The sequence below is a fragment of the Acidovorax sp. A1169 genome (genome assembly GCF_030704685.1).
Lineage (GTDB): Bacteria > Pseudomonadota > Gammaproteobacteria > Burkholderiales > Burkholderiaceae_C > Acidovorax.
The window spans coordinates 11,895-31,137 of the sequence record NZ_JAUZDX010000012.1 but is presented as its reverse complement, the minus strand read 5'-3'; the positions used below and the strand labels follow the sequence as shown (position 1 = coordinate 31,137).

The 19,243-nt window shown below is 67.7% G+C and carries 20 protein-coding genes; 12 read left to right on the top strand and 8 right to left on the bottom strand.

Features of this window, described 5'->3' with window-relative positions; genetic code table 11:
• Positions 1-10 precede the first annotated feature (10 nt).
• Positions 11-709: a DnaA regulatory inactivator Hda gene (gene hda, locus QYL93_RS19160; protein ID WP_057203477.1), complete on the bottom strand. Its 699-nt coding sequence runs from the start codon at positions 707-709 to the stop codon at positions 11-13.
• Positions 710-1,185: 476 nt separating this feature from the next.
• Between hda and purM the strand changes: the two genes are divergently transcribed.
• Together purM and QYL93_RS19150 are read left to right on the top strand one after the other, a co-directional pair.
• Positions 1,186-2,229 (top strand): phosphoribosylformylglycinamidine cyclo-ligase, encoded by a 1,044-nt coding sequence (gene purM / locus QYL93_RS19155; RefSeq protein WP_179683866.1) that lies wholly within the window; start codon positions 1,186-1,188, stop codon positions 2,227-2,229.
• A 14-nt stretch (positions 2,230-2,243) separates the two neighbouring features.
• A complete protein-coding gene (locus QYL93_RS19150; RefSeq protein ID WP_305745140.1) occupies positions 2,244-3,389 on the top strand; it encodes an AI-2E family transporter in 1,146 nt (381 codons plus the stop codon).
• A 125-nt stretch (positions 3,390-3,514) separates the two neighbouring features.
• Here the strand turns inward: QYL93_RS19150 and QYL93_RS19145 are convergent, their stop codons facing one another.
• The gene (locus tag QYL93_RS19145; RefSeq protein WP_305745139.1) at positions 3,515-4,621 is read right to left on the bottom strand and encodes a PHB depolymerase family esterase; all 1,107 of its coding nucleotides are present in this window, start codon (positions 4,619-4,621) and stop codon (positions 3,515-3,517) included.
• Between the two features lie 296 nt (positions 4,622-4,917).
• On the opposite strand from QYL93_RS19145, the gene QYL93_RS19140 reads away from it, so the two are divergent.
• From QYL93_RS19140 to QYL93_RS19130, 3 genes are read left to right on the top strand one after another with little or no spacing between them, the layout of a single operon-like run.
• A complete protein-coding gene (locus QYL93_RS19140; RefSeq protein ID WP_305745138.1) occupies positions 4,918-5,484 on the top strand; it encodes a cysteine hydrolase family protein in 567 nt (188 codons plus the stop codon).
• A gap of 14 nt (positions 5,485-5,498) precedes the next feature.
• A complete protein-coding gene (locus QYL93_RS19135) occupies positions 5,499-5,807 on the top strand; it encodes a DUF1272 domain-containing protein (RefSeq protein ID WP_305745137.1) in 309 nt (102 codons plus the stop codon).
• 17 nt (positions 5,808-5,824) lie between these two features.
• Positions 5,825-6,817, top strand: a complete 993-nt coding sequence (locus QYL93_RS19130; protein ID WP_305745136.1) for a GlxA family transcriptional regulator — start codon at positions 5,825-5,827, stop codon at positions 6,815-6,817.
• A gap of 55 nt (positions 6,818-6,872) precedes the next feature.
• Here QYL93_RS19130 and ppk2 read toward each other — a convergent pair whose 3' ends face one another.
• On the bottom strand, positions 6,873-7,787 hold the full coding sequence (gene ppk2 / locus QYL93_RS19125) for a polyphosphate kinase 2 (RefSeq protein ID WP_305745135.1): 915 nt from the start codon (positions 7,785-7,787) through the stop codon (positions 6,873-6,875).
• A gap of 142 nt (positions 7,788-7,929) precedes the next feature.
• Between ppk2 and QYL93_RS19120 the strand changes: the two genes are divergently transcribed.
• Entirely contained in the window at positions 7,930-9,012 is a 1,083-nt protein-coding gene (locus tag QYL93_RS19120) for a transporter (RefSeq protein WP_305745134.1), read from the top strand.
• A 77-nt stretch (positions 9,013-9,089) separates the two neighbouring features.
• Positions 9,090-9,926, top strand: coding sequence for a plasmid replication/partition related protein (locus tag QYL93_RS19115; RefSeq protein WP_305745133.1), 837 nt, complete (start codon positions 9,090-9,092; stop codon positions 9,924-9,926).
• A 36-nt stretch (positions 9,927-9,962) separates the two neighbouring features.
• Here the strand turns inward: QYL93_RS19115 and QYL93_RS19110 are convergent, their stop codons facing one another.
• The gene (locus tag QYL93_RS19110) at positions 9,963-10,814 is read right to left on the bottom strand and encodes a SirB1 family protein (RefSeq protein ID WP_305745132.1); all 852 of its coding nucleotides are present in this window, start codon (positions 10,812-10,814) and stop codon (positions 9,963-9,965) included.
• Positions 10,815-10,903: 89 nt separating this feature from the next.
• Positions 10,904-12,475, bottom strand: coding sequence for a murein biosynthesis integral membrane protein MurJ (gene murJ / locus QYL93_RS19105; protein ID WP_305745131.1), 1,572 nt, complete (start codon positions 12,473-12,475; stop codon positions 10,904-10,906).
• Between the two features lie 293 nt (positions 12,476-12,768).
• On the opposite strand from murJ, the gene rpsT reads away from it, so the two are divergent.
• Entirely contained in the window at positions 12,769-13,068 is a 300-nt protein-coding gene (gene rpsT / locus QYL93_RS19100) for a 30S ribosomal protein S20 (protein ID WP_057203467.1), read from the top strand.
• A 195-nt stretch (positions 13,069-13,263) separates the two neighbouring features.
• Here rpsT and QYL93_RS19095 read toward each other — a convergent pair whose 3' ends face one another.
• A complete protein-coding gene (locus QYL93_RS19095; protein WP_057203466.1) occupies positions 13,264-13,599 on the bottom strand; it encodes a DUF3579 domain-containing protein in 336 nt (111 codons plus the stop codon).
• A gap of 246 nt (positions 13,600-13,845) precedes the next feature.
• Between QYL93_RS19095 and QYL93_RS19090 the strand changes: the two genes are divergently transcribed.
• From QYL93_RS19090 to QYL93_RS19075, 4 genes are read left to right on the top strand one after another with little or no spacing between them, the layout of a single operon-like run.
• Positions 13,846-15,042 carry an aspartate aminotransferase family protein gene (locus QYL93_RS19090; protein WP_305745130.1) on the top strand — a complete coding sequence of 399 codons (1,197 nt, stop codon included), beginning with the start codon at positions 13,846-13,848 and terminating at the stop codon, positions 15,040-15,042.
• Positions 15,043-15,075: 33 nt separating this feature from the next.
• On the top strand, positions 15,076-15,984 hold the full coding sequence (argF, locus tag QYL93_RS19085; protein WP_305745129.1) for an ornithine carbamoyltransferase: 909 nt from the start codon (positions 15,076-15,078) through the stop codon (positions 15,982-15,984).
• Positions 15,981-16,145, top strand: a complete 165-nt coding sequence (locus QYL93_RS19080; protein WP_305745128.1) for a hypothetical protein — start codon at positions 15,981-15,983, stop codon at positions 16,143-16,145. Before argF ends, QYL93_RS19080 begins: the two co-directional genes overlap by 4 nt.
• An 11-nt stretch (positions 16,146-16,156) precedes the next feature.
• Entirely contained in the window at positions 16,157-16,837 is a 681-nt protein-coding gene (locus QYL93_RS19075) for a hypothetical protein (protein ID WP_305745127.1), read from the top strand.
• 20 nt (positions 16,838-16,857) lie between these two features.
• On the opposite strand, the gene QYL93_RS19070 is transcribed toward QYL93_RS19075, so the two are convergent.
• Both QYL93_RS19070 and QYL93_RS19065 read right to left on the bottom strand, forming a co-directional pair.
• Positions 16,858-17,232, bottom strand: coding sequence for a copper-binding protein (locus QYL93_RS19070; RefSeq protein WP_305745126.1), 375 nt, complete (start codon positions 17,230-17,232; stop codon positions 16,858-16,860).
• A gap of 25 nt (positions 17,233-17,257) precedes the next feature.
• The gene (locus QYL93_RS19065; protein ID WP_305745125.1) at positions 17,258-19,222 is read right to left on the bottom strand and encodes a S9 family peptidase; all 1,965 of its coding nucleotides are present in this window, start codon (positions 19,220-19,222) and stop codon (positions 17,258-17,260) included.
• Positions 19,223-19,243 lie beyond the last annotated feature (21 nt).

Here is a 19,243-nt window from a genome sequence, read left to right as displayed (position 1 = left end):
GTGCGCGGGATCATTCGGACTCGAGCATCGTCTTGAGCAGCGGAATGGTGATGGCGCGCTGGGTGCGCAGGGCAAAGGCGTCGAGCTGGTCGAGCAGTTGCATGAGGCTGCCCAGGTCGCGCGAGAAGCGGTTGAGCATGTAGTCCATGACTTCGTCGCCCAGGAACACGCCGCGCGCGTCAGCCTCCTGGCGCAGCACCGCGCGCCGCTCGGGCTCGCCCAGCAGCTGCAGCTGGAACACATGACCCCAGCCCAGGCGGCTGCGCAGGTCGTCACGCAACGGCAGGTCTGCCGGCGGCAGGCTGCCGGCAGCCAGCACCCAGCGCTGGCTGCCACTGGCCGGGCTGATGGCGTTGACGAACCAGTTGAATGCCGTGGCCTGCTGGGCCGTGCTGTACAGGTGCACGTCGTCCATGAGCACGGCGGACCAGCCTTCGTCGAACTCGGGCGGCTCGGCCACGGCAGGGTCGAGCCAGCCGACGCTGTCGCCCTGGTCGCGCAGCGCCTGGCGCACGGCCTTGAGCAGGTGCGATTTGCCGCTGCCGGATTCGCCCCAGAGGTAGGTGGGCACCGGCGAGCGGGTGGCCTGGCTGCTGCCGACCCCGGCCGCCAGGCGCAGGTGTTGCAAAGAGGCCTCATTCGGGCCGGGGAAGAAGCGGGAAAGCGTTGGCCCCGTGGCCAGGCCGATGTCGAGCGCCAGTTGCTTCATGCGCGGCACCCAGGCAGCAGGGGCCGGCCCGTGGCGGTGGGCGCGAAAGCGGCGGGCAGGGAGAAGATCAGCAGCGGCATCACAGGTGGCATTGAAAGATGTCTGGCCGTAGGTGACTGCGGCGGAACGCGGCAAAAGTGGCGGCACAGGGGCCGTTGCATCGCCCCGGGACGCCTCTTGCGAAAGATCCCGGCAGCGACAATATGACCGATTTTAGTCTCCTGCCGGCGCCATGATGCAAGCACACCACGCTGCTCGCCTGGGGCCTGGTACTGCTGATCGCCGCCAACGCGCTGTCGGCCCTGCGTTACCAGGGCATCGCCGCCTGGCTGGGCGCCAGCGGCGTGGCGGGCAGACCTGTCGCGCCGCCCTCCAAAGCCCCCGTTTCGACAGGGCTGAGAGCCAGCCGCGGAGCATGCCCCTTAAAATCCCCGGATTCCAGCCCGCCGTGCGGGCCTACCAGCACCACACCATCCATGAGCTCCTCCGCCACCCCCACCCCCCTTTCCTACAAAGACGCCGGCGTTGACATCGACGCAGGCGACGCGCTGGTTGAACGCATCAAGCCCCTGGCGAAGAAAACCATGCGCGAAGGCGTGCTGGCCGGTATCGGCGGCTTTGGCGCGCTGTTCGAGGTGCCCAAGCGCTACAAGGAGCCCGTGCTGGTCTCCGGTACCGATGGCGTGGGCACCAAGCTCAAGCTGGCCTTCGAGTGGAACATGCACGACACCGTGGGCATCGACCTGGTGGCCATGAGCGTCAACGACGTGCTGGTGCAGGGCGCTGAACCGCTGTTCTTCCTCGATTACTTTGCCTGCGGCAAGCTCGACGTGGATACGGCAGCGGCCGTGGTGGGCGGCATCGCCCGGGGCTGCGAGCTGAGCGGCTGCGCGCTGATCGGCGGCGAAACCGCTGAAATGCCCGGCATGTACCCCACAGGCGAATACGACCTGGCCGGCTTTGCCGTGGGCGCGGTCGAAAAATCCAAGATCCTCACCGGCAAGGACGTGCAGCCCGGCGACGTGGTGCTGGGCCTGGCCAGCCACGGCGTGCATTCCAACGGTTTCAGCCTGGTCCGCAAGTGCATCGAGCGCGCCGGCGCCGACACCCCCGCCACGCTAGACGGCAAGCCCTTCAAGCAGGCCATCATGGAACCCACGCGCCTTTATGTGAAGAACGTGCTGGCCGCGCTGGCCGCCCACCCCATCAAGGCGCTGGCCCACATCACCGGCGGCGGTCTGCTGGAGAACATCCCGCGCGTGCTACCCGAAGGCACCGCCGCCCACCTCACCAAGGGCAGTTGGCCCCAGACCGAGCTGTTCGCCTGGCTGCAAAAGACGGCCGGCATCGACGACATCGAGATGAACCGCACCTTCAACAACGGCATCGGCATGGTGGTGGTGGTGGATGCCGCCAACGCTGCCGCCACGGCCGCCACGCTGGCGGCTGCGGGCGAAAAGGTGTACACCATTGGCGCCATTGCGCCACGCGGTGACGGCGCCGCCGTGGTCGTCGCCTGAGGCGGCCACGCGCCATGGCGCAGCCACCGCTGGAACCGCCTGAAGCGGGCAGGAGCATCGTGCCCGCCCACCAAACCGGCACGCCCGCTGTACCTGTCACGGGGGCCGGCATCGGCGCACCCGCCCCTTTTGCAACGCTGCCGCGCGGCGTGGCACTGGCCAGCTACCTGCTGATGGCCGGCGCGCTGCTGCTGGTGATGTGGCGCAACCTGCTGCCGGGCCTGCTGTGCGTGTGCCTGGGTTTCCTCGCCACGCGCGCGCTCGCGGCCTGGCTGGCGCAGTTGGCCCGGCGCCGGGACCCACCTGCCTCCAGCGTGCTGCCGCGCCTGGCGGAACTGACCGCGGCCGCCGTGGTCATGCTCTCGCCGCTGGTGCTGCTGGCGATAGGGGTCACGCATTCGCGCGGCTACCTGGTGGAGGCGCCGCAGCAATACCGCGAACTGCTCGACTACATGGCGCGCACGGTGCTGGAGCTGCGGCTGAAGCTGCCGACCGACATGGCCAGCCACCTGCCCGAAGGTGCGGCCGAGATCCAGCGCATCATCGCCAGCTACCTGGGGGCCAAGGCTGGCGCGCTGGCCATGGCCGGGCGTGCCTGGCTGGCGGGGCTGCTGTTCGCCTACGTAGGTCTGCTGATCGGCTCGCTCGCGGCGGTGCGGCCGCCGGCACCGCCGCGCGGGCCCCTGGCCGCCGCCCTGCAGCAGCGCATCACGCTGCTGGGCGAGGCCTTCCGCCAGATCGTGGCCGCGCAGTTCTGGATCGCGAGCTTCAACACCCTGCTCACCGCCCTGTTCCTGCTGTTCATCCTGCCGCTGTGGGGGCTGGAACTGCCCTACACCCCCGTGCTGATCACGCTGACCTTCGTGGCCGGGCTGGTGCCCATCGTGGGCAACCTGCTGTGCAACGCGGTGATCACCATCGTCGGCCTCTCGGTATCGCCCATGGCCGCTGCAGCCTGCCTGGGCTTCCTGATCCTGATCCACAAGGCCGAGTACGTGATCAACGCCAAGGTCGTGGGCCGGCGCACGCACATGGGCGTGTGGGAGCTGCTGAGCGTGATGTTCGTGGCCGAGGCCGTGTTCGGCCCCGCCGGGCTGGTGGCGGCCCCGCTGTTCTACGCCTATCTGAAGAAGGAACTGGTGGCTGCGCGGCTGGTGTGATACGGATTTGCCTTCAACCGTCTAACTTCGTTGGTCCGCCTTGCCGTGCTACAGCACTGTCTGCGGCCTCCCGCCTAGTTATACGATTGAATGCAAATCCGTATGAGCCAGCCGGCGCGGCCCGGTCATTTGCGCGCGAACTGCTTTTCCACGAAGGCCCACACCAGCGTGGATGCGTCCGGTCCTTGCGGGTCGCTGTAGGGCAGGCTGGGGGTTCCGCCGCTCCAGGCATGGCCCAGGCCCACGATTTCGCGCAGCGCCACCACCGAGCGGGCGCGTGCCCGGTATTCAGTCACCCGCGTCGCATGGCGCTTGCCGCGCTGCAGCATGCGCGCCGTGCCGGCCCGCGCGCCCAGCGACTCGGCCCACAGCGTGGCCGTGGCCACCGCATTGCGCACGGACACCACGCCGTCGGCATCGCCATGCAATATCAGCAAGGGGGGCAGTGGCGGCAGCGGCGTGCCGTCGACGCGCAGGCCCGGCACCAGGGCACTGGCGCCTGGCGGCTCGGGCAGGTGCGCCTCGCGCTTGCCGTGCATGGCGGCCATGGCCGTGGCGGCCGACTCGGCCGTGCCCGGTGCCACGCCGGAATGCATGGCCACGGCGCAAAAGCGCTCCGGGTAGGTGGCGCCCAGCAGGGCTGCCATGCTGGCGCCTGCCGACAGGCCTGCAACCGCCACGCGATTGAGGTCCACCGGATGCCGGCGCGCCACCTGGTCCACGGCCGCCAGCAAGGTGGCGGCTTCGGCAGCGGCCTTGCCATTGCGCCGCTCGAACCAGTTCCAGCAGCCGTGGGCGTTGGCCATGCGCTCCTGCTCGGGGTAGAGCACCAGGAAGCGCTTGCGCGCCGCCAGCCGGTTCATGCGCGAACTGGCGGCCAGATCACGCCCGGTCTGCCCGCAACCATGCAGCATGACCAGCAGCGGCAGTGTCTCGCCCTTCTTGAGCGCCAGCGCGGGCGGAATGTACAAATGGAAGCGCCGCGCTCCCGCCGGCCCCGGCGCAATGCCTGCCAGCCACTCGCCACTGACGGGCTGGGGCTTGCGCGGGCGCGGCGCCACAGAGCGGATGGGCTGCGGCGTGGCCACCTTCTTGGCCAGCTTGGGCACGGCCCGCAGCGCCGTCACTGCTTGCGCACGCATGGGTTTGGCCGCCTTTTCAAAGGCCTTGAGGTTGCGCTGGTAGGCGCGGGTGAGCGCTGACAGCGAGAAGAGACGGGAACGACGGGCCATGGGCAGAAGATATGCTGGTGCTATCCATATATAGGGAAAACCCTATGCACCATAGCAGCTTATGGCTTCATGCGCCTGACGCTATGCAATCAATAGCATCCAGGCCCTGCCAACAAAGGCTGATGCCGGCTGTATTCACAGACCAAGGGTATTTGGCGCAACCAGGCGTCCACAATAGCCGGCCACAACGGAAATCATGGCAGAAATTGATCGATACATGTCCAGAGCCGGCAGGACTTCGTCAGCCTACAAAAGGAAGATCACGCCATTGCAACCCGAACCCGAAGGCCTTGACCATGAAAACCTGTCTGATTGTGATTGATGTGCAGGAATCCTTCCGCCAGCGCCCCTATTTCACGGCCAACGACCTGCCGGCCTACTTGGCGGCGCAGAACGCGCTGATCGAAGGCTGCGTGGTACAGGGCGTGCCCATGGTGCGCATCTTCCACAGCGACGGCCCGGCCGACGCCAGCAACGCCTTCGCCGTCGAATCCGGCCATGTGCGGGCGCTCGACGGCCTGGTTGCCTTCGACGCTGCGGCCACCTTCACCAAGTCGCGCCACAGTGCGCTGGTGGGCACGGGCCTCGAAGTCTGGCTTACCCGCAACGGCATCCAGCGCCTGATCGTGAGCGGCATCCGCACCGAGCAGTGCTGCGAAACCACCACGCGCCACGCCTCGGACCTGGGCTGGGAGGTGGACTTCGTGACCGACGCCACGCTGACCTGGGACATGCTGCAGCCCGATGGCCGCACACTGCCCGCCGCCGACATCAAGACCCGCACCGCCACCGTGCTGGCAGGCCGCTTCGCCACCGTCTGCACCGCCGAACAGGCGTTGGCACGACTGGCCCAAGCTTACTGAATCAGGGAGCGACCATGCTGGAACTGCGCCCCTGCTGCGAGCACTGCAACAGCGCCCTGCCCCCTGCATCTCTGCAAGCGCGCATCTGCAGCTTTGAATGCACCTTTTGCGCAGACTGCGCCGAGCAAGTGCTCGGCAACGTCTGCCCCAATTGTGGCGGCGGTTTCGCGCCGCGCCCCATCCGCCCCGCGCAGGACCGCATCAACGGCAACTACCTGGGCAATGACCCGGCGGGCACCCAGGTACGCCACCGTCCGGTGGACCTGCAGGCACACGCCGCCCTGGCTGCCAGCCTGCGCGGCCTGGCGCCCGAGCAGCGGTAAGCTCCGCAGGCCCCGCCATGAACAGCCCGCCGCCTCCCATCCACGTCTACTTCGCCCTGCTGCCCGGCAGCCTGGTGCTGGACTGGGCCGGCCCGGCCGAGGCGCTGCGCATCGCCAACCAGTTGCTGCGCGCCCAGGGGCAACCCGAGCGCTTCGTGCAGCACTTCACCAGCCCTACGCCCGAGGCAGTGACATCGGTGGGCGCCATGCTGACCGGGCTGGAGCCCCTGCCCGCCACCCTGCCCCAGCCGGCCTGGGTGGTGCTGGTGGGTCTGCCGGGCAAGGCCATCGCGGTAGACAACAGCGAGGCCCGCGACCTGCTGCACTGGCTGCGCGGCATGCGCCTGGCCACGGGCCGGCTCGAGCTGGTGACCATCTGCGCGGGCGCGGTGCTGGCTGCCCACGCCGGGCTGCTGACCGGCCGGCGCGCCACCACGCACCACCAGCACCTGGGCGAGCTGGCCATGGTCGACCCGCACTGCGATGTGGTGTCCAACCGGGTCTTCGTACACGACGGCGCGCTGCACAGCAGTGCCGGTGTCACCACCGGCATCGACCTGGTGCTGTACCGCATTGCCGACACGTGCGGCCCGGCGATTGCCGCCCAGGTGGCCCAGACCATGGTGGTGGCCTTGCGCCGCGGCCCGCAGGACCCGGAGTTCTCGCCCTTTCTGCACCACCGCAACCACCTGCACGGCCCCCTGCACCGCGTGCAGGACGCCGTGGGCCAGCAACCGCAGGCGCCCTGGAACGCGACCGCCATGGCCGAGGTGGCGCACACCTCGCCACGGCACCTGAACCGACTTTTCTTGGAGCATGCCGGCATCGCGCCGCTGCAGTACCTGCGCCGCATCCGCCTGGCCGCCGCCGAGGCGGCCCTGCAGTCGGGCCACAACGTGACACAGGCGGCGGCGCTGGCCGGCTTCAGCTCGGACACGCAGTTGCGCCGCGCCTGGCACCAGTTCGGCCGACCAGGTACGCCGGCCCGGGATGCTGTGAACTGCCACTGACCGAGGGCCTGGTCCCACCTGGACCACAAGCGGCCCCTTCCAGCCCGGTGGCGCCTCAGTAGATTTCTGGCACGTACATGCCTGCGGACACCGGCTGGCGCAGGTACTCGGGGTTGCGCACCCGGTCGGGCAGCACCACGGGCGGGTGCGGCACATCCTGGTAGGGCAGTTGCGACAGCAGGTGCGCAATGCAGTTCAGGCGCGCCTTCTTCTTGTCCACGGCCTGCACCACCCACCACGGGGCTTCGGGGATGTGGGTGCGTTCGAGCATGGTTTCCTTGGCCTTGGTGTAGGCCTCCCAGCGCACACGGCTTTCCAGGTCCATGGGACTCAACTTCCACTGCTTGAGCGGGTCGTGGATACGGCCCAGGAAGCGCAGGTGCTGCTCTTCGTCGGTAATGGAGAACCAGTACTTCACCAGAGTGATACCCGAGCGCACCAGCATCTTCTCGAACTCGGGCACGGTGCGAAAGAACTCTTCATACTCGTCGTCGGAACAAAAGCCCATGACGCGCTCGACACCGGCGCGGTTGTACCAGCTGCGGTCGAACAGCACCATTTCGCCAGCGGCAGGCAGGTGAGCCACATAGCGCTGGAAGTACCACTGTGTTCTTTCGCGGTCGTTCGGCGCGGGCAGTGCCGCCACGCGGGCCACGCGCGGGTTCAGGCGCTGGGTGATGCGCTTGATGACGCCGCCCTTGCCGGCCGCGTCGCGCCCCTCGAACAGGATCACCACCTTCTGGCGGCTGTGCTGCACCCAGTCCTGCAGCTTCACGAGCTCGCCCTGCAGGCGAAACAGCTCCTTGAAATACTGCTGGCGTGCATGCCGGTCGGTCGGCACCAGGTCACCGGCATCGTCCACGTTGCGGTCCTCGATCTCCAGCTCCAGCTCTTCGTCGTAGCTGTCGATCAGGTCGTTGGCGATGCGCTGCATCAGGTCCTGAGCATCGATGGGTGAGTTTTGGAACATGGCTTCGAAGGAGCAAATAGGGTCTCCCATGATGCGCCCTTCCAGTGACAAATGCATGACACCTACATGAAGTGTCACATCGCTGTCATGTCGTAACGGCAGCATTCTCGACCATGCCTTCGTTGTTGCGCCGCCCTTGCCCATGAACACACCTGCCGCCGGCACTGCCGGCCAGAACTACGGGGGCGATGCGGCAGGCCTGATCTGCGGCTACCGCATGGACGCCACCGGCGGCCCTGCACAGGCCATCGACTCGGTGGAGGCCGCGCAATGGCTGCAGTCGCTTGCCGATGCCCAGGCACTGGAAGGCCACCCGCCCGCCGACCCGGCCGAGGAGGCAGAGCCCCAGCCCTTCGTCTGGCTGCACTTCAACCTGAGCCATACCCAGGCGGTGCGCTGGATGGAGCGCCATGCCGGCCTGCCCGACGCCTTTTTCGAGGCGCTCAAGGACGGATCGCACTCCACCCGAATCGAGCGCGACGATGACACCCTGATCGCGGTGCTCAACGACGCGCATTTCGACTTCGCCTTCGAGCCTTTCGACATCGCCACGCTGTGGATCAGCGTGGCGCCGCAGCTGGTGGTGACGGCCCGCGCCCACCCCCTGCGCTCGGTGGACGCGCTGCGCACGGCGGTGCGCGACGGGCAATCGCCGCGCTCCAGCGTGGCACTGCTCGAGCAGCTCATGCGCACCCAGGCCGGGGGGCTGGTGGACATCGTGCGCGGCGTCACGCAGCGCATCGACCGCATCGAGGACGAGTTGCTGGCCGGCCGGCTGGACCACAAGCGCGCGCGCCTGGGTGTGCTGCGCCGGCTGCTGGTGCGGCTGCAGCGCCTGCTGGCGCCTGAGCCGGCGGCCCTGTTCCGCCTGCTGCAGAACCCACCTGCCTGGATGGGCGCCGAGGACGCGCAGGAGCTGCGCGACTCGACCGAAGAATTTTCGGTGGTGCTGCGCGACATGCAGGGCCTGCAGGAGCGCATCAAGCTCTTGCAGGAAGAGGTGGCGGCCAACGTGCAGGAGGCCAACAGCCGCAGCCTGTTCGTGCTGACCGTGGTGACGGTGCTGGCCCTGCCCATCAACATCATGACCGGCCTCTTGGGCATGAACGTGGGCGGCGTTCCACTGGCGGACAGCCCCCACGGCTTCTGGAGCATCGTGGGCATCCTCGTGGTATTCACCGCAGTGGCGGCGTGGATCGCCCTGCGGGGTACCCGGGACCGGTAGGGACGGGCAGCGACTGCCGCAGGCGGGCCATTACAATCGCGCCCCTTGTCTTGCTGCTCCCCGGATTCCGCGCCACCATGAACATCGTCGTCAACGAAGAACTCAAAGCCTACATCGATCCCCTGACCCGCGACGAACACGACGCCCTGGAACGCAGCCTGCTGGCCGAGGGCTGCCGCGATGCCCTGGTGCTCTGGGGTGACGTGCTGGTGGATGGCCACAACCGCTACGGCATCTGCCAGAAGCACGGCCTGCCTTTCCAGACGGTGCAGAACACGCATTTCCAGAGCATGGAAGACGTGCACCTGTGGATGATCGATCAGCACCTGGGCCGCCGCAGCGTCTCGGACTTCCAGCGCGGCGTGCTGGCCCTGCGCAAGCGCGAAATCGTGGCCGCCCGCCGCAGCCGTGCCGCCGCCATCCCGCCCGAGCCTGTGGACGAGGCCGACCTGCCCTGGTCGTCCGACGGCCCGGTGGCCGCGCCACCGCCGCCCGCCCCCGAGCCGGACGTGCCCTCCGAGACCCTGAGCAGCCGCGAGGCCATTGCCCGGGCGGCCCGCCTGAGCAGCAGCCAGGTCGTGGCGATCGAAAAGATCCAGAAGCAGGCGGCCCCCGAACTGGTGGCGGCCGTCAAGTCCGGCACCATCTCGCTGAACACCGCCGCCGCCGTGGCCACCCTGCCGGCCGAAGAGCAGGTGGCCGCCGCCAAGGGCGGCAAGGACGAGCTCAAGCAGGCAGCCAAGCGCGTGCGCGATGCCAAGCAGCGCAAGCCGCGCCAAGAGAAGGAAGAAGCGGCGCCAGAGAGCGAGGCATCCGATGCAGGCAGCGAGCTGCAGGCCCTGCGCCTGCGCGTGGCCGAGCTGACCGCCGAGAACGAAGCGCTGCGCGCAGAACTGGCACGGCTGCAGGGCTGATTGGCGCCCAGGAAAGCGCGAATGCGCTTTCGCAGCCTACTCGTTGGCGCTGCGCAGGGCGCTCAGCCGGTCGGCCACATGGTCCAGGTCCAGGCCGTCGTCCGCATGGTGGAGGTAGGTCTCCAGGTCGGAAATGGCCTCGGTCAGGTTGCCCCGCTCGGCGTGCGCGAGCCCGCGATCGCGCCACTCGCCCCAGGCCTGGGGCTGCAGCACGATCAGGCGGTCCTGCACCGCGATCAGCCGCTGCCAGTCCTGCTGGGTGCGGTGCACCTCCTTGAGGTTGCGCAGCATGCGCGCGATGATGTCGCGCGGCGTGGCCGCCTGCAGGTACAGGCCCAGGGGCACGTCGTAGTCGTCCACCAGGCCGTTGCGGCGCTTGTAGGGCTCCAGCCGCTCACCCAGCTCTTCGCGGCTCAGGGACTGGCCGGAGATCGGGTCCAGCACCACCTGCCCCTTGGGCAGCAGCACCTTGACCATGAAATGCCCCGGGAAGGCGATGCCCCGCGCATGCAGGCCCAAGCCCTGGGCCAGCTCCATCCACAGCACGGCCAGGCTGATGGGAATGCCCCGGCGCGTGCGCAGCACGGCGTTGAGGTAGCTGTTCTCGGGGTCGTAGTAGTTGTTGATGTTGCCGGCAAACCCCATGTCGGCAAAGAAGAACTGGTTGAGCGTGCGCAGGCGCTGCAACGCGGGCGCATCGGCCGGGAGGCGGCGCTTGATGCGCGCCAGCAACTGGTCCACGTCGCCCAGCAGCAACTGGACGTCGAATTCGGGGTACTCGTCCTGCGCCAGACTGGCGGCGGCCTCCAGCAAGGGGAAGTGGTCGTCGCTTTGCACCAGCGAAGCAAAATACTCCAGCGAGGTCGGTACGGTCAGGCTCAGTGGCATGGCAAGGTTGTAAGGTTCTGACCCGGCCGCGTCAAGCTGCAAAAGTCACGCGGGACAGGGTTATTTCGCTTTGCCACGGCCAGGCCGCTTCAGCGCCGCAGCATTTTGCGCAGCTTGAGCCCGGCCGCCCACAGGGCGCCGAAGTACAGCGCGGCCGATGCCGCCATGAGCGCCGCCAGCAGGCCGATGCGCTGCCACTTGGCGGCGCGCAGGCCCAGCCAGTCGAAATGGTACGACGACCACACCAGCAGCGTGGCCAGCAAGGCACTTGCAGCCACCACCTGCAGGATGAAGCGGCCCCAGCCCGGCAGCGGCTGGTAGCTGCCGCGCCGCAGCAGGCCAATGAGCAGCCACAGCGCGTTGATGAGGGCCCCCAGGCCAATGGACAGGGCCAGGCCGGCGTGCCCAATCCGAAGCCACCACACCAGCGCCACGTTGAGCAGTTGCGTGATGACCAGCACCGAAATGGCGATCTTCACTGGCGTGCGCACGTCCTGGCTGGCGTAGTAGCCCGGCGCCAGCACCTTGATGGCCACCAGTCCGAGCAGGCCCGCGCCGTAGCCCGACAGGGCCATCGCGATCTGGCCCACGTCGCCATCTTGCAGCTTGCCGTAGTGGAACAGCGTGGCCACCAGCGGCTTGGAAAAGGTGAGCAGGGCCACGGCGCAGGGCACGGCCAGCAGCACCACGATGCGCAGGCCCCAGTCGAGCATGGCGGAATACTTGTCCGAATCGCCCGCAGCCTTGGCCGCCGTGAGCTGCGGGGTGAGCACCACGCCCAAGGCCACGCCCAGCAGCGCTGTCGGAAACTCCATCAACCGGTCGGCATAGAACAGCCAGGTGACGCTGCCCGGCGCCAGGTAGGACGCTATCTGGGTATTGATCATCAGCGAGATCTGCGCCACGCCCACGCCCAGCAGGATGGGGCCCATGAGCGACAGCACCTTGCGCACGCCCGGGTCGGCCCAGGCCGCGCGAATGGCGCGCCAGGTCACGCCGATGCGCGGCAGCAGGCCCATGCGTGCCAGCACCGGAATCTGCACTGCCAGTTGCAGCACGCCGCCCAGCAGCACGCCGCCGGCCATGGAGTAGATGGGCTCGATGCCGCGCGCCTCCAGTTGGGGCGCGCCGAGCAGGGCCGCGCCGATCATGGACAGGTTGAGCAGCACCGGCGACGCTGCGGGCACGGTGAAGTGCTTCCAGGTATTCAGAACGCCGGCCGACAGGGCCACAAGGGACATGAAGCCGATGTAGGGGAACATCCAGCGCGTCATGAGCACGGCGGCGTCGTAGGCCTCGGGGCTCTGGCGCAGGCCGCTGGCCAGGGCCCAGACCAGCACCGGGGCCCCCACCACGCCGAGCACGCAGGTCAACAGCAGCACCCAGGTGAGGGCCGTGGCCACGTTGGCGATGAGCACGCGCGTGGCGTCCTCGCCCTGCTGCGCCTTGCTGGTGGCCAGCACGGGGATGAACGCCTGGCTGAACGCCCCCTCGGCAAAGAAGCGGCGAAACAGGTTGGGGATGCGGAAGGCGACGTTGAAGGCGTCCGTCAGGGCATTGGCCCCGAAGAGAGAGGCCATCAGAAGATCGCGCGCCAGGCCCGTCACGCGGGAGGCCAGGGTCAGCAGGGAGACAGTGGAAGCGGCTTTGAGCAATGACACCGCCGGGAGTGTATGCGCTGGCGGGTGGCCGGCGGCGGCAGCCACCGCCGGAGATTTGGGCAAAAGGGGGGCCAAGAGAGTCTCCGCGTGAAATGGACAAGGCAGTCTTGGCGGCGACCGTGAAGTGAAGATGAAGTCTGCGAGGCGGGCGTGAAGTGGCGCCCAGTGTTTCACCCGCTTACCAAAAGCCCTGTTTCGGGCGTTCATATGCCGCCCTCTGGGCCCGGTTGGCCGACTGGGCTATAATCGCGGGCTTTGCTGGCATCATCCTCAGACCTTAAGGAAACACATCAATGGCATCCGCTAAACCCAAGAAGAAGAACCCGCGCCTGGCGTCGGGCCGCAAGCGCGTCCGTCAGGACACGAAACTCAACGCCGCGAACACCTCGCTGCGTTCCAAATACCGTACCGCTGTGAAGAACGTCGAAAAGGCTGTTCTGACCGGTGACAAGACCAAGGCGTCCGAACTGTTCGCCAAGATGCAAGCCGTGGTGGACTCCGTGGCCGACAAGGGCATCTTCCACAAGAACAAGGCCGCTCGCGACAAGAGCCGTCTGTCTGCCAAGGTGAAAGCCCTGGCCCTGGCCGCCTGACCCTCTTCAGGCAAACAGCCCGAACGGCCCGCGCCGTTCGCCGTTTGTAACGGGTGCGCTGCCAGCAAAAAACGAACGAACCGCCCTCTGGGCGGTTTTTTCGTTTCCGGGGCACAAATGCGGCAGATGCCATGCCCCGTCCAGGCACAAAAAAAGCCCCGAGGGGGCCTTCATGCTTGCAATGCGGGCGCCCTTTCAGGGCTTGACGGGAGGGGGCAGCACAGGAGCATCCGGCACCAGGCAGGCCTCGGCCACCTGCAGGTTGTTGTCGCGCGCGAAGTTGACGACGAAATCCCAGGCCATGGGCTCGTGGTCGCGCAGGTCGCGGTGCACCACCACGCACTTGATGCCATTGAGGGTGGTGGGAATGCACCAGGGCGAATAGCTCAGGTGGCTGCCCGGCCGCGCGCCCCCGGGGCGAAAACTGCTCATCACCCCCGCCAGACGCTCAGCCCAGTCGCTGGGACGGAAGGTTTTCCCGTCGTGGGTGACGCCTTGGATGAAGATCTCTTTGGAGGTGGGGGAAACCATCGGGTCGAAGTGTAATGGACAGTCGGCAGCCACAGGATCACTGCATGCTGCACTGCAGCGTAGCATTCTAACTCTTATATAAGAGCTACCTCCCTATTTCCTACCAGCGCTCAAGGCATCGCCGGCCACGCGCATTGCAGTGATGCGCAATCGTCAACAGCGGGTCATCGCATGGCCCCTAGAATCGTGCTTCGTTTTCGGGGTGGACAAGCCCACCCTCTCACCGCACCGCCAGGAGATTTCTGCATGACCGCTTTCATTGAGGCCGCCTCGCCCCACGTGATGAACACCTATGGCCGCGTGCCGATTGCGCTGGCCCGCGGTCAAGGCTGCCGCGTGTGGGACGTGAACGGCAAGGAATACCTCGATGGCCTGGGCGGCATCGCCGTGAACACGCTGGGCCACAACCACCCCCAGCTGGTGCCCGCGCTGCAGCACCAGATCAGCCAGATCATGCATTCCTCCAACTACTACCACGTCCCCCTGCAGGAGACCCTGGCGGCCAAGCTGGTGGAGCTGTCGGGCATGACCAACGTGTTCTTCTGCAACTCGGGCCTGGAAGCCAACGAGGCGGCCCTGAAGATCGCGCGCAAGTACGGCGTGGACAAGGGCATCGCCAAGCCCGAGATCGTGGTCTACGAGAAGGCCTTCCACGGCCGCTCCATCGCCACCATGTCGGCCACCGGCAACCCCAAGATCCACAACGGCTTCGGCCCGCTGGTGGAAGGCTTCGTGCGCGTGCCGCTGAACGACATCGAGGCCATCAAGCAGGCCACCGAGGGCAACCCCAACGTGGTGGCCGTGTTCTTCGAGACCATCCAGGGCGAAGGCGGCATCAACCCGATGCGCGTCGAGTACCTGCAGCAACTGCGCAAGCTGTGCGACGAGCGCGGATGGCTGATGATGATCGACGAAGTGCAGTGCGGCATGGGCCGCACCGGCAAGTGGTTCGCGCACCAATGGGCCGGTATCGTGCCGGACGTGATGCCCCTGGCCAAGGGCCTGGGCTCGGGCGTGCCCATCGGCGCGGTGGTGGCCGGCCCCAAGGCCGCCAACGTGCTGCAGCCGGGCAACCATGGCACCACCTTCGGCGGCAACCCGCTGGCCATGCGCGCCGGCGTGGAGACCATCCGCATCATGGAAGAAGACGGTCTGCTGCACAATGCAGCCACCGTGGGTGAGCACCTGAAGGCCGCGCTCGTGCGCGAACTGGGCAGCCTGCCCGGGGTCAAGGAAGTGCGCGGCCAGGGCCTGATGCTTGGCGTGGAACTGGACAAGCCCTGCGGCGTGCTGGTGGCCCAGGCGGCCGAAGCTGGCCTGCTGCTGAGCGTGACGGCCGACAAGGTGATTCGCCTGGTGCCCGCACTGATCCTGTCCACCGCCGAGGCCGACGAGATCGTCGCCAAGCTGGTCCCGCTGGTCAAGGCCCTGCTGGCCGAATAAACCCTGGGCGCGCATGCAGCGCGCCGCAATGCCATGAAACATTACCTGCAGTTCAACGATCTCAGCGCCGACGAGTACACCTACCTGTTCGAGCGTGCCGCGCTCATCAAGAAGAAGTTCAAGGCCTACGAAAAGCACCACCCCCTGGTGGACCGCACGCTGGCCATGATCTTCGAGAAGGCCAGCACCCGAACGCGCGTGAGTTTCGAGGCCGGCATGTACCAGTTGGGCGGCAGCGTGGTGCACCTGACCACGGGCGACAGCCAGCTCGGCCGCGCCGAGCCCATCGAGGACAGCGCCAAGGTCATCAGCCGCATGGTGGACCTGGTGATGATCCGCACCTACGAGCAGACCAAGATCGAAAGCTTCGCGGCGCACTCGCGCGTGCCCGTGATCAACGGCCTGACCAACGAGTTCCACCCCTGCCAGATCCTGGCCGACATCTTCACCTTCATCGAGCACCGCGGCTCGATACAGGGCAAGACGGTGGCCTGGGTGGGCGACGGCAACAACATGGCCAACACCTGGCTGCAGGCAGCGGCGCTGCTGGGCTTCAAGGTGCATGTAAGCACACCGCGCGGCTACGAAGTGGACGAGAAGCTGGCCGGTGCCACTGCCGGCAGCTACCAGTTCTTCAGCGACCCGCTCGAAGCCTGCAAGGGCGCCGACCTGGTGACCACCGACGTGTGGACCAGCATGGGCTACGAGGCCGAGAATGAAGAGCGCAAGAAGGCCTTCGCCGACTGGTGCGTGGACGCCGAGATGATGGCCGCCGCCAAACCCGATGCGCTGTTCATGCACTGCCTGCCTGCGCACCGGGGTGAAGAGGTGGAAGCCGATGTGATCGACGGGCCGCAGTCCGTGGTCTGGGATGAGGCAGAAAACAGGATGCACGCGCAAAAGGCACTCATGGAGTACCTTTTGCTCGGCCGTGTCGCATGAAATGCGGCACGGTGGCGCGACAGCGCCAGCAGACTGTTTCGGCGCAGGCCCATGTCCGCAACGCGGACGTGAAGCAGTCGCAGACTGCGTGCCGCAGCCAGAACAGGATGCACGCGCAAAAGGCACTCATGGAGTACCTGCTGCTGGGCAAGGTGGCCTGAGTCTCTTCACCATGCCCTGGCGCCGCCAGCCCGCCCATTGCGCCGAACTGCTGGCGCACTGGCAATCGCTGGGCCAGGCCCTGGGCCGGGATACGCCCGCCTGGCGCAGCGAAGGCCGGCGCCTGGTGCTGGCCTGGGCGCGGTGGCCGCGCGCCTACCACGACACCACGCACCTGTGGGCCTGCCTGCGCCACCTGCAGGCGGTGCAGACCGCCCTGCCCGACGCGCTGCAGCAGCCCCATGCCGTGGCGCTGGCGCTGTGGTTCCACGACGCCGTCTACCGGCCCTGGGGCCGCCTGAACGAAGAAAAGAGCGCCGACTGGGCCAGCCGCTTCCTGGCCGCGCAGGTTCTGCCGCCCCCACTGGTGCAGGCCGTGCACCAGTTCATCCTCGACACGCGCCACAACCCCGGCCCGCTCACCGGCGATGCGCAGTGGGTGGTGGACATCGACCTGGCCGTGCTGGGCCAGAGCGACGCGGTGTACCGCCAGTTCGAGCGCAATGTGCGGCGCGAATACTTCTTCGTGCGCTGGCCGCGCTATGTGGCGGGCCGCAGCGCGGTGCTGCGGGGTTTTCTGGAGCGGCCGCGCATCTATGGCACCGACTGGTTCCATGGGCGGTATGAAGCCCAGGCCCGCACCAACCTCGCCAACGCCCTGGCCGCCCTGGAAAACGGCGCGCTCTACGGGTGAGGAGCGCCGGCGCTGGCGCTTCAGTCACAGGGCTGAAAGCGCTTGCACTCCTCGGCCACCTGGATGGACGTCAAGGTGTTCTCGCCGTCCACGCTCTTTGCGGTGAACTTGACCCAGGCCCCTTCGGCAATACCGGCCAGCAGCGTACGGTCGACCACCGTGAAGCGCTGGGTCGTGAAGGGCAGCTTGGCCCGCGGCAGCAGCTTCAGGCGCACATACAGCGGCCCTCCCGGCTCCTGCTGGACAGAGACGACCCGCGCCCGCGTGAGCACCGGCGCGGCCTGGCCGTCCGCCTGCGCCGGCACTGCGGGTTGGGCCAACGCACTGCAGACCACCAGGGCGGCAGCAGCCACGCCGGCCAGGGCCAGGCACCGGGCCTGCTGAACCATGGCCATTCTCCGTCGATCCATACATCCTCCTTCAAAAAGCCCAGGAAGCCAGCTGGTAGTAATCGAACCCGCCCGTGCGCCCGCCCAGGCAACTGGCCAGGAACTCCTCGGTCTTGCGGTACATGGTGAGGTTGTTGCTCCACTTCTGGTTGCCGTGGCCGTCGCCCTGGAAGGTGACGTAGTCCACCGGCCGCCCGGCGCGGCGCAGGGCAGCCACCATCAGCTCCGACTGCTCCAGCTTCACGCGCGGGTCGTTCACGCCGTGCATGATGAGCAAGGGGCTGGTGGCGGGCCCCACCTTAAACAGGGGCGACTTGGCATCCATCACGCGCCGGTCTTCGGGCTTGGCGGGGTCGCCGATGTAGCGCCGCCAGCCGACCATGCCCATCTCCCAGTAGGGCGGCACGGTTTCCATGAAGCGCGCCAGGTGCGACAGGCCCACCACGTCCACCGCGCAGGCAAATACCTCGGGCGTGAAGGTCGCGCCCACCAGGGCGGCATAGCCGCCGTAGCTCGCACCGTAGATGGCCACGCGCCGCGGGTCGGCCACGCCGGTCTGCACCGCCCACTGCACGCCGTCGACCAGGTCGTCGTGCATCTTGCCGGCAAACTCGCCGATGGCCTTTTCCATGAAGGCGCGGCAATAGCCCGACGAGCCCCGGTAGTTGACCTGCAGCACGGCATACCCCCGGTTGGCCAGAAAGTGCTGCAGGCTGCGGCTGGTGGCGCTGTCGCCCCAGCGGTCGCGCGCCCAGGGGCCGCCGTGCACCAGCAGCACCATGGGCAGATTCTTCGCGGCCACGCCGGCGGGCAGGGTCAGGTAGCCGTGCAGGGTGAGACCGTCGCGGCTGGCAAAAGAGACGGGCTCCGTGGCGGTCAGCGCCGAGGCCAGTTGGGCCATGCGGCTTTCGCCCAGGAACACTGGCTCTCCCCCTTCGCCGGGCAGCAGGTAGCTCCTGGTGCTGCGCTCCGTGGTGACGGCCACGGTCAGCGTGCGCTCCTGGTCGTCGCTGCTGGTCACGGCGATCTCGGCGTTCTGGCCCTTGTCCAGCACGGCCAGGCGCTGGCGCAGCGCGGCATCGAACACCTCGCGCCGGGGGTAGCCGGGCATGGAATAGGCAATCAGCGGCTGCTGCGTGGTGCGGCTGATGAGCACGTAGTCCAGGTCCACCTCGGGCGTGGCATGGACCAGCGTCTCGGCGCCGGTGGCCAGGTCCATGCGCACCAGCGCCACCTTGTCGCGCCCGCGGTTGGACAGGGCCCACATGGCTTGGCCGCTGGCATCGGGCTCCAGCAGGCGCAGGCCCTCGAAGCGGCCCCATTCGGCGATGGAGGTCCAGGCACTGTCTGCCGCCGCGCCGGGGCGCTGCAGCTGGCTGGCCGTGTCCGACACGATGAGCCGTGTGCGCAGGCGCCCCTGCCGGTCCACGCCCCAGGAGGCCACGTTGCCCGGGTTGGTGGCCACCACGGTGTGGGCACCGGTGCGCGGGTCCACGCGGTGCAGGTCGAACACCTTCTTGTCGCGGCGGTTGGTCGTGACCATCAGGTCGGGCCCGCCCTCCACCGTCTGCAGCAGGTGGGACGCGGTCTTGTCGAACGGCGTGAGGTCCACCCAGGCTGCGCCCTGGCGGTGCACGGCAACCGCATGCACATGCGTGTTCTCGTCGCCCGAGCCATCGACCACGGCCGCCAGGTACTGGCTGTCCGCAGTCCAGCGGAAAAAGCGCGCGCGGATCGGGAACGCACGGGCATCATCCTTGCCGAGCGTGCGCACCCAGATGGCGGGGCTCACGCCCTCGGTCCCCGTCCAGGCCAGGTGTTTGCCATCGGGCGAGACGCGGTAGCTGCCCGTGGCCTGGCGGTTGGCCACGAAGTCACGCACGGGAATCAGCTCGGGCAGGGGCGCGCCGGCCAGTGACGGGTGCGTGGGCCCCGTGGCGCAGCCCGCCAGGGACGCCAGCAGGGCCAGACAACTCAGTGATCGAATCAGCAGCATGCAGGACTCCTCAGGATGCCA

Bases quoted from the DNA above. Each gene is read 5' to 3' on its own strand.
- QYL93_RS19090 (WP_305745130.1), top strand. From the start codon at position 13,846: ATGACCGCTTTCATTGAGGCCGCCTCGCCCCACGTGATGAACACCTAT.
- QYL93_RS19095 (WP_057203466.1), bottom strand. From the start codon at position 13,599: ATGGTTTCCCCCACCTCCAAAGAGATCTTCATCCAAGGCGTCACCCAC.
- hda (WP_057203477.1), bottom strand. From the start codon at position 709: ATGAAGCAACTGGCGCTCGACATCGGCCTGGCCACGGGGCCAACGCTT.
- QYL93_RS19150 (WP_305745140.1), top strand. From the start codon at position 2,244: ATGGCGCAGCCACCGCTGGAACCGCCTGAAGCGGGCAGGAGCATCGTG.
- QYL93_RS19065 (WP_305745125.1), bottom strand. From the start codon at position 19,222: ATGCTGCTGATTCGATCACTGAGTTGTCTGGCCCTGCTGGCGTCCCTG.
- QYL93_RS19145 (WP_305745139.1), bottom strand. From the start codon at position 4,621: ATGGCCCGTCGTTCCCGTCTCTTCTCGCTGTCAGCGCTCACCCGCGCC.
- QYL93_RS19120 (WP_305745134.1), top strand. From the start codon at position 7,930: ATGAACACACCTGCCGCCGGCACTGCCGGCCAGAACTACGGGGGCGAT.
- QYL93_RS19080 (WP_305745128.1), top strand. From the start codon at position 15,981: ATGAAATGCGGCACGGTGGCGCGACAGCGCCAGCAGACTGTTTCGGCG.
- QYL93_RS19140 (WP_305745138.1), top strand. From the start codon at position 4,918: ATGAAAACCTGTCTGATTGTGATTGATGTGCAGGAATCCTTCCGCCAG.
- rpsT (WP_057203467.1), top strand. From the start codon at position 12,769: ATGGCATCCGCTAAACCCAAGAAGAAGAACCCGCGCCTGGCGTCGGGC.
- QYL93_RS19135 (WP_305745137.1), top strand. From the start codon at position 5,499: ATGCTGGAACTGCGCCCCTGCTGCGAGCACTGCAACAGCGCCCTGCCC.
- argF (WP_305745129.1), top strand. From the start codon at position 15,076: ATGAAACATTACCTGCAGTTCAACGATCTCAGCGCCGACGAGTACACC.
- ppk2 (WP_305745135.1), bottom strand. From the start codon at position 7,787: ATGTTCCAAAACTCACCCATCGATGCTCAGGACCTGATGCAGCGCATC.
- QYL93_RS19075 (WP_305745127.1), top strand. From the start codon at position 16,157: ATGCCCTGGCGCCGCCAGCCCGCCCATTGCGCCGAACTGCTGGCGCAC.
- purM (WP_179683866.1), top strand. From the start codon at position 1,186: ATGAGCTCCTCCGCCACCCCCACCCCCCTTTCCTACAAAGACGCCGGC.
- QYL93_RS19110 (WP_305745132.1), bottom strand. From the start codon at position 10,814: ATGCCACTGAGCCTGACCGTACCGACCTCGCTGGAGTATTTTGCTTCG.
- QYL93_RS19115 (WP_305745133.1), top strand. From the start codon at position 9,090: ATGAACATCGTCGTCAACGAAGAACTCAAAGCCTACATCGATCCCCTG.
- QYL93_RS19130 (WP_305745136.1), top strand. From the start codon at position 5,825: ATGAACAGCCCGCCGCCTCCCATCCACGTCTACTTCGCCCTGCTGCCC.
- QYL93_RS19070 (WP_305745126.1), bottom strand. From the start codon at position 17,232: ATGGCCATGGTTCAGCAGGCCCGGTGCCTGGCCCTGGCCGGCGTGGCT.